The 5,820-nt window shown below is 56.3% G+C and carries 5 protein-coding genes; all 5 read right to left on the bottom strand.

Going from position 1 to position 5,820, the window contains the following annotated elements; all coding sequences use genetic code 11:
• Positions 1-1,271 (bottom strand): sugar transferase (locus NW815_RS12095; RefSeq protein ID WP_414416062.1); only part of this gene is annotated, 1,271 nt, incomplete at its 3' end.
• Between the two features lie 353 nt (positions 1,272-1,624).
• Entirely contained in the window at positions 1,625-2,362 is a 738-nt protein-coding gene (locus NW815_RS12090) for a class I SAM-dependent methyltransferase (protein ID WP_041436582.1), read from the bottom strand.
• 77 nt (positions 2,363-2,439) lie between these two features.
• Complete coding sequence (locus NW815_RS12085; RefSeq protein WP_414388063.1) at positions 2,440-3,318, bottom strand: FAD-dependent thymidylate synthase; 879 nt, start codon at positions 3,316-3,318, stop codon at positions 2,440-2,442.
• A 183-nt stretch (positions 3,319-3,501) separates the two neighbouring features.
• The gene (locus NW815_RS12080; RefSeq protein ID WP_414388065.1) at positions 3,502-4,272 is read right to left on the bottom strand and encodes a DUF4397 domain-containing protein; all 771 of its coding nucleotides are present in this window, start codon (positions 4,270-4,272) and stop codon (positions 3,502-3,504) included.
• Between the two features lie 180 nt (positions 4,273-4,452).
• Positions 4,453-5,814 carry a bifunctional sterol desaturase/short chain dehydrogenase gene (locus tag NW815_RS12075; protein ID WP_414388066.1) on the bottom strand — a complete coding sequence of 454 codons (1,362 nt, stop codon included), beginning with the start codon at positions 5,812-5,814 and terminating at the stop codon, positions 4,453-4,455.
• Between the last annotated feature and the right edge of the window lie 6 nt (positions 5,815-5,820).

Below are 5,820 nucleotides of genomic sequence, written 5' to 3'. Positions count from 1 at the left end.
TGGGGCAGCTCGTCCAGGTTGGTGCGGCGCAAAAAGGCTCCTATCTTGGTTCGGCGCGGATCCCCGGGGCGCGTCCAGCCCGGCTGGCCGGCTGCCTCAGCATCCACTCGCATGGTGCGGAACTTGGCAATCCAAAAGCGACGCCCGTCCAAGCTCACCCGCTCTTGCCAATACAGAATGGGGCCAGGACTGCTGCAGGCTACCAGCAGGGCAATAATCAAAAACAGAGGGCTAAGCAAGATCAGGCCCAGGGAAGCTCCTAGGATGTCTACAGCTCGCTTGAGGAACCGGTTGTGGGCGTAGCGCAAAGGGGGCTGACGCAGAGTTAGCAGCGGGATCCCGTCGAGAGACTGCAGGCTGAAGTTTACCGTTAAAAAACTCAAGATATCCGGCACCAAGCGCACCTGCACCGACAATGTTTGCAAACTGAGCAACAGAGGAGCAGTTGCCAGCTCCGGTTGCCCAAACCACACCTCCTGCACTTCTGGGTGGGCTTGCAGATAGGCGATCAAATGGACCAGATCCAGACGCTCAAGAGCCGACCAGGAAGGCTCAAGCTGACTGCACAAGCAGGAGAGGGTTCCTCGGGATGAGCCGGACAGAGTCCTGTCGGCAGACTCAACCCCGCCAGAGGTAGGGCGGGCGGTGTTTAGTACTGGATATGAGTCTGGCCGGGGATCCCCATCCTGGGACGGGAGATCTTCCTCAAAAGAGCCTTGCTCTACGCCTGCCCAGGCGACTACCTGGAAGCCCAACTGCGGGGATCGCTGCAATCGCTCCAACACTTCCGCCAACACCGACCAGGATCCCACCCAGATGACCTGCCGCCGACCGTAGCCCCTAGAGCACAACCAGCCCATGCCCAGCCGCAACCCCACCCGTACCAAAGTCAAACTCAGCAGAGCCAACAAGCCGGCGTAGCCCACCACCAGCCGCGACAAAGAGACCGAGCGAACGAAAAAGGCCCCTGCCAGCACCAAACCAAACGTCAATCCCAACCCCACCAGCAAACTGGCCCATTCTTCAAAGCGAGACAAGCGCTTCGACTCACCGTATCCGCCTAAGCCCGCCTGAATGCCCCAATAACTGAGGGCAGTCAACAATCCCAAGGCCGCGTAGACATCCCAAGGCAAGAGCTGATGAGGACGCAAGCTGCGCAGCCAGTAGCCCGCCCCAAAGGCCAACCAAATACAAAGGCCATCGCCAAAACAGGCCAAGGGCACCCACAAACGATGCAGATCCAGACGAGTTTTATAGCCGCGTTCGGCCAAGGGTTATCTCCTTCGGCATCAAGACTGTTGACAATCTTACAGAAAAGATTGTGCATCTGAGGCTATTGGACAAGATCAGTGTTGACCAAAACTTGAATGGGTAGCCCTCACCAGATAATTCTATTGACGGCCCTTCCCAGCTTCAAAGGACTTCATGCTGCTGACACAAAATAAGTTCTTTAAGTAATTGGGATCCTCATCATGCAAGAGATAAAAATCCCTGTTGAGTGGGTTAAGTACCGTCGGAAAAGGCTGTTGTAGAAACTACCAGAATTGCAGACATTGGATGTCGAAACATGAGAGTTTAAGCAATGATCAAAGTGCAGTCTGAGAACAGCAATGATGACAGGATACTACGATTTCGTTGCCGGGCCGGCTACTGCCAGCAGAGATACACCAAAGGGCAGAGAAAACTTAGGTATCAGATAGGCTTCTGCAGCAAAAATACCCGTCAGCAGTCGATTGAGCCAAAGCGGCGGCATTTTCAGATCTTGGCTTTCCCTCAGGCGAAGCACTTTCTGCATTATGCGGATCCCTGAAATGATTGGGAAAAGAAAACTGTTGAAGAAAACAAGGGTATAAACTTCTAGACCTGAGCTTTTAAGCAACGACAAAAGTTGCCCGCGGGTATATCGTCTCTTGTGATGATTAAGCTCATCATGTAAACTCCACAGCCACGGATAAGCCGGAACAGTTACAACTAAGTAGCCAGATGGGGTTAACCTTTGACTGAGGGCTAGGAGAGCTTCTTTGTCATTCTCCAGATGCTCCAGCACATCCAGCAAAGCAATCAAATCAAATCGTTGAGAACCAAAGGGGATCCGGTTTGGCAACTCCCCCTCTGCCACGATCCCAATACCGCGAGCTTGGGCCAGCGGCAGTGCAATTTCACTCTTTTCCATAGCCCAAACTTTGCCAAATCTGGACAACATCTCCAGGTTGCCGCCGCTACCACAGCCAGCTTCCAAAATATAAGCAGAGGGGGGAAGCGACAGGGATCCAATAACCCGACTCAGAATGTGACGGCGACCCAAAAACCACCAATGCCGGTCTTCTAAGCCTGCCATTTGCTCATAAGCTTCGGGATCCATACCCGTAACCCAACAAAAGATCAAAAACAGGATTAGCCGCAGAAGGGGTTAGCAGAGCATATCTATCTAAACTAAGTTTAGGGGGATAATCGAGCCTTTCCCCAGCGATGCTTACGATACCAGGCCGCCACGTGGGGACACCACGCTTCAAAGTGGGGCCAAATTAGTTCACACAGATGTTGAATTTCTCGTTGAGCATCTTCTTTGGCTCGTAGATCCAAAAAATGCATTAGACTACGGCAATTGAAAGAGACCACGAAGTGTTGTCGGATCCCGTAGCCAATGATGTTACGGGCATCTTCATAGGGCAATCCGCACTCTTCTACCAGGCGATAATAAGCAATGGCCTGGCTGCGATATTGCGCAAGAATGATATCCAAAGCTGCGGGGGAGATGGGCTTGCAGCCTTGGCGGGTTTTGGCCTTGCCCTCTTTGACGCTGGCAGGAACGTAAAACAGAGTTTCCAGCTCTTGCAAAGACAAGGAGGACTCCGTCCCGCCACTGTGCTCCGCACCGCTGTCGCGATAGGCCTCCGGCCCGCTGACGCGATCGCTGACGCAACCGTAGCCGGTCTCGCCAACAGGAGCAGCAGTCTCGGTTGTGCTCCGCACCGCTGACGCGAACAAGAGCTTTTTGCCCAAATCAGCAATTTGCTGGCCTGTATATCGGAAAGACTGAACATCGAAGGAAATTCCTACCCGATGAGTACGGGCCTGTTGCATGACAGCATGGGGAAAATAGCCTACCCCAAACGTGATCTGAGGATGCTCTAGAGGCCCATAGTGGCCACGGTTGCCCTCCAGCAAATGCCGCACCACCGCCTCTCCATACTTTTCCGGGATCCGGCTTTCTGAGGTGACAAAATCAGGGCTGTAATCCTGGTGCATTGCCTGGTAGATGACCCGTTCTGGATCTGGGGTTTGATTCAGCACCACGACTTGAAACAAAGCATCCACAGGCTGCATCCCCTAGTGCTTCGCACCGCATGTTAGGATTCTGAGATCCTTGTAAGATCATATTGGCAGCGGAGAACGCCAACGGCATTGGCCTGCTCCACCACAGAGCATATTCCCTATCTGCCCCCACCCTGAGGTATCCCTTAACTCAGTGTAAGGAGAAGAGAGACCGAAACACCTTGGCTATAGGAGCCTGCGAGCTCGAGTTTCCTCTGCCAGCACCAGGCTTAGGGCCGGATTGCTGCGTAACAATCCCGCTACATAGAGGGTATAGACTTTCCCCGCCTCCAGCTGCAGGTCAAACCGCTGCAGGGGAATGCTCCGGCTGGGAGCCGACTGCACACCTGGCGCGGAAGCTGAAGGGGCTATGGCCACTTGAATTTGGGTAAAGCCGGGGCGCATAGCTTGAAAGGTGGATACTTGTCCAAACGCCAACTGGGGCAGCAGTACCCGCCCTTGCTCCCCTTGCCATTGCAGGGCCGGCGCATCAGGGGCAGCGTGGACAAACCGCACCAGGGCTTGATCAAAGGGCGGATGGATGTTGTCTTCCAGCACCAGGGCCGTCATGCGATTCGGCTCATTGGCGGCCACCACCGAGAACACTCCCCCGCCCCTGAGATTGGCTACGGTTCTGGCCGCAACCGCAGAACTCGCAGGCTGGCCAGGGTTCTCAGGCGTTGAAAACAAAACAATGTCGTACTCGCCCGCCGGTATGCGCACGTACTCGCTCACCGAGCCATAGGCTATGCCCCGAGCAGCTCTCACCCCTCCCACTTCCAAGTCGATCCGAGGGGCATTGGGGGCCACATGCACCAAGCGCACTTGGACTTCAGAAACTCCCGCAGATGCCGAAGGCATCGGGATGGCACAGCCGGACAAAAGCCCCGACATCAACGATCCACCCACCACGCAGAGTACTGCGCTCACCCACTGTCGCACCATGTTCACGCTCACTCCTACTCCTCACACCCAACGCTCACCGGGGATCGAGCTGCTGTGTTCCGCCAAGCCAAGGGGCGCTCTCGCTCCCCAAAAGTTCGTATTGGCACGCCAAGGAACCTGCTCTTGTCTTACTCCACTTTTGCGCCCAATGCCATAGAGCTATGGAACGGGTTGGGATCTAGTTCCTTTTAACTAAACCAAAGGCAAATCACCGGACTCGGCCCCACCTGCAGGATCTGGGTTGGGGGCAGGGATCCCTGGCTGGGGAGACCGACGGCTAAACAGGCGGAAATAGGTGCTCACGGCCAGCTCTTTCAGGGGGAAAAGCAGGTAGGTGAGGGGGTTGATGGTGACGATGATGTTGCGGCAATCTCGTTTGGCCTGGGCCAAGATCTGAGCGGCCACCCAATCTCCCGACATAACCCCAATGGGATTGAGCTGGCTCTTGAAGGGGCCGAGGATGAGCTTGCGCACTGTGCAGGGAGCATCGAGGCGGCGCAGAGTAACCAGATCGCCTAGGGCCCGCTTGGAGAGCTCGTAGAGGGGACTGAAAGCAGGGCTAGCCTCAGCCTCTGAGGTGTTCACCCACACCTCTTTGGTGGCCATTTCGGGGTTGCCGCGCACCGTCTGGAAGAACAGCTCCATTAGGCGCCAACTGGAGAAAGTGTTGACGGCATAGGACTGGCGGACAGACTCGGGATCCCGTTGCCTGTGGACGTTCAGGCCGTGGTTGAGCACCAAGATATCCACCCGCTCCAGCAGCTCAGCCAGGGATCCCTCTTGCCCCACCTGCCAGCGAACGGTCTCCACCGGCTGGATCTGGCCGTCCACTTCGATGTGAACCGAATCCGAATGGGAGCTGAGGGCGATGACTTTGGCCCCCTGCTGGTGAAAATGCTTGAGCAAGGCCCGGCCCAGGGTGCCGGAGGCGCCGGTGACGGCTACTCGCTTGCCTTTCAAGGAGAGACTGGTGCCCATGAGCCGATCTACGAGAGTCAGGGTGCCGCAAAAATAGGCGTTGGTATCGTCGAAGTGGTGCCGCCAGTGGTAGGCGCGGTTGACATGCCATTGGCTGGGAGGAACGGGGAAAGGCCCCGGCTGGTGGGTGATATCCGTCTGCAGGGCCAGCCCCCAACCCCGCAGCATGCCTGCCACCCAAAAACTGGCCGAGTAGAGAATGCCCACCGTTGCCGCCAGGCCGTACAGCCAGGATCCCCAGCCCAATACCACCACCCAAGGGATCCCGGCCAGGATCATCGTCGCCGCTTCGGGAACGTCGTGGTGCCACTGGGATTCTCGGTACAGCTGTGCATCCACCACGCTAAGGTCGGGGCGGAACAGGCGGTGGTGCAGGATGTGTTTGGGCATCAGCCAGGGCCACCGGTGGGCCAGCCAATGGCGCACATCCCGCACGATCTCAGCCCAAAGGATGGAGGCTAGGGCGACAGCCCCCACCCCTATCCAATGACTTACGCTGCTGACATCCATAGACTCGCTTGCGGTGGCCAAACTGCTCTTGGGCTTGTCGTCGCCTGATACATTTACGCTGAACACTGCTGA

This window comes from Synechococcus sp. R6-7 (assembly GCF_047461695.1).
Classification (GTDB): Bacteria; Cyanobacteriota; Cyanobacteriia; order Thermostichales; family Thermostichaceae; genus Thermostichus.
This window is presented reverse-complemented; position numbering and strand designations above follow the sequence as displayed.